We start from the raw sequence: 2,877 nt of genomic DNA, 5'->3' as shown, positions 1-2,877 counted from the left end.
TCGCCAGTTAAACCGCGCCGCTATCATCGCAGGCAAGCCAGCTCCCACAGAAAAGCATTCCGGCCTGCTGCCTTCAGCCCGGCAGCGGAATCACCCGCAACGGCCTTACCGACTTATACGAAAAACTCGAATAAATCTCCTTGACGCACGGCAGCGTCTGCAACACCTCCCGCGCAAACTCGCCAAATGACTCCAGATCCTTGGCCACTACTTCCAGCAAGAAGTCATAACGCCCCGACACGTTATGGCACGCGACAATCTCCGGGATCTCCAGCAAGCGTTGTTCAAACGCCCGGGCAATTTCCTGGGTGTGGCTCTCCATCATGATGTTCACAAACGCGGTCACCCCATACCCCAGCGCCTTGGGCGACAGGATCGCCTGGTAGCCACTGATCACCCCGCTCTCCTCCAGGTTGCGCACCCGGCGCCAGCACGGTGAGGTGGTCAGGGAGACGCGGTCGGCCAACTCCGCCACCGTCAGGCGGGCGTTGCCTTGCAGCGCGTTTAAAAGGGCTTTGTCGGTACGGTCCAGGCTTACGGGCATAACGTGCCTCTAATCATTATTTTTATGGGGTTTTCGTCCCGTGGCGCGGGTATTGTCAGCAAACTTGGCAACGTTCATCTGTGGTTATGAGCATAGCATTGTAGGAAATAAGGAGCGTCCGACATGAACAATAAACACAATGCATTCGGCTTTTCCACCCGCGCCATCCACCACGGCTATGACCCGCAGGACCACCATGGCGCCCTGGTGCCGCCTATCTATCTGTCCGCCACATTCGCCTTTCCTACCGCCGAATACGGCGCCGCCTGCTTTGCCGGTGAAGAAAGCGGGCACTTCTACACACGCATTTCCAACCCGACCCTGGCCCTGCTGGAATCGCGCATGGCCACCCTGGAAAACGGCGAAGCCGCCGTGGCATTCAGCTCCGGCATGGGCGCGATTGCCGCGACGTTCTGGACCTTGCTGCGCCCCGGCGATGAAGTGATCGTCAGCCAGACCCTCTACGGCTGCACCTTCGCCCTGCTGCACCATGGCATCGGCGAGTTCGGCATCAAGGTGCGCCACGTTGACCTGACCGATCTGGACGCCTTGCGCGCGGCGCTCAGTCCCGCCACCCGCATGATCTACTGCGAAACCCCGGCCAACCCCAACCTGCAACTGGTGGATATCGCCGCCGTGGCCGCCCTGGCCCATGCCCAGCCGAATATCACCGTGGTGGTCGACAACACCTACTGCACGCCGTACCTGCAACGCCCGCTGGAACTGGGCGCCGATGTGGTGGTGCACTCGGCCACCAAGTACCTCAGCGGCCATGGCGATATCACCGCCGGCATCGCCGTGAGCAGCCACGCCCTGGCGCAACGCATCCGCCTGCAAGGGCTCAAGGACCTGACCGGTGCGGTGATGTCGCCGCAGGATGCGTCCCTGCTGATGCGCGGCCTCAAGACCCTGGCCCTGCGCATGGACCGTCATTGCGCCAACGCCCAGGCCGTGGCCGAAGCCTTGCAGGCCCACCCAGCCGTGCAGTGGGTGACCTACCCGGGGCTGCGATCCTTCCCACAATACGAATTGGCACAGCGCCAGATGAAAATGCCCGGTGGCATGATCGCCTTCGAACTCAAGGGCGGCATCGACACCGGGCGCCGCTTCATGAACGCGCTGCAACTGTTCACCCGCGCCGTCAGCCTGGGGGACGCCGAGTCGCTGGCCCAGCACCCGGCCAGCATGACCCACTCCACCTACACCCCGGAGCAGCGCGCGCACCACGGCATCAGCGAAGGCCTGGTGCGGTTGTCGGTGGGGCTGGAGGACGTTGCCGATCTGTTGGCGGATGTGCAGCAGGCGCTGGCCAAAAGCACGCGCGCGGCACCGCGCCACGCGGCCAGGGTCGAGCACGCGCTGAAATAAATCGTAGGTTCGACGTTATGCTTTCCCACAACGGTGGTCGGATCGCTCCGACTACCGTTATGCAGTTTTAATCTAGATTAATCCGGATTGGATCCCCTTCCCGCCGCCCCGCTGTACTAGCATACGTCTCGGCGGGAAGCGCTCTCATCGTGGGGTATTCGCACTAGTTGATTCCCGCCGCGTCACGGCTGAATACCTGCACTCGAAACTCATGGACGAAGCAGATGAACTCACACCTGTTCCCACATATAGGCAAGGTCATCGCCAGCACCGGCAGTCGCCATTTCCCACGCATGCTGCATGACCTGATCCTCACCCAACTGGCCATGGACGCCACTCATATCACGCAGCTGCGGGTCAGTTCCGAAGGGCACACCCGCCGCGCGATCAGCCCGGTCTACACCGATTCAGTGGCGGTCATGGGTAACGAACAACCCGCCGCCCAACTGCACCTCACGCGCCACAAGGATGATGTGCGCTACGTGCTCTCGGTGTACCGCTCGCACCCCTCGGAAAATTTCTCGCCCCAGGAACGCAGCATGCTGCAGGACTTCTCCACACTCCTGCTGCCCATGGTGGAAAAACACATTGCCGCGATCCAGCCGTGCCGGCTCGACACCGACTCGGTGATGGCACAGAACCAGGGCATCGAAACCCTGCGCCGACGCATCGAAGAACGCCTGGTGCAATCGGGGCTGACCCTGTCCAGGCGCGAGCTGGAAGTGTGTGTCGGCCTGCTGGCCGGGCGTACTGCACCGGAACTGGCGGAGCAGTTGGCGTTGAAGGTCAACACCATCGAAAGCTACCTCAAGCGTGCGTCGATCAAGCTGGGGATCAGCGGGCGGCATTCGTTGTTGCGGTGGATGTATGCCACGGAAGACACCACCAGCCTTTAGGCCAACACAGTTCTGACTGTAGGAACTGGCTTGTGTGGGAGCTGGCTTGCCTGCGATAGCGGTGGGTCA

General features: G+C 61.8%; 3 protein-coding genes. 2 read left to right on the top strand and 1 reads right to left on the bottom strand.

The features are described from left to right. Positions 1 to 73: 73 nt before the first annotated feature. Complete coding sequence (locus B348_RS0128460) at positions 74 to 544, bottom strand: Lrp/AsnC family transcriptional regulator (protein WP_017739424.1); 471 nt, start codon at positions 542 to 544, stop codon at positions 74 to 76. A gap of 123 nt (positions 545 to 667) precedes the next feature. Between B348_RS0128460 and B348_RS0128455 the strand changes: the two genes are divergently transcribed. Together B348_RS0128455 and B348_RS0128450 are read left to right on the top strand one after the other, a co-directional pair. Then, positions 668 to 1,912, top strand: a complete 1,245-nt coding sequence (locus B348_RS0128455; RefSeq protein ID WP_017739423.1) for a methionine gamma-lyase — start codon at positions 668 to 670, stop codon at positions 1,910 to 1,912. Positions 1,913 to 2,136: 224 nt separating this feature from the next. Then, the gene (locus tag B348_RS0128450; protein ID WP_017739422.1) at positions 2,137 to 2,808 is read left to right on the top strand and encodes a LuxR C-terminal-related transcriptional regulator; all 672 of its coding nucleotides are present in this window, start codon (positions 2,137 to 2,139) and stop codon (positions 2,806 to 2,808) included. Positions 2,809 to 2,877: the final 69 nt, after the last annotated feature.

Source organism: Pseudomonas sp. CBZ-4 (assembly GCF_000346755.1).
GTDB lineage: Bacteria > Pseudomonadota > Gammaproteobacteria > Pseudomonadales > Pseudomonadaceae > Aquipseudomonas.
The sequence above is the reverse complement of the archived record's forward strand: the minus strand, read 5'-3'. Positions and strand labels throughout refer to the sequence as shown.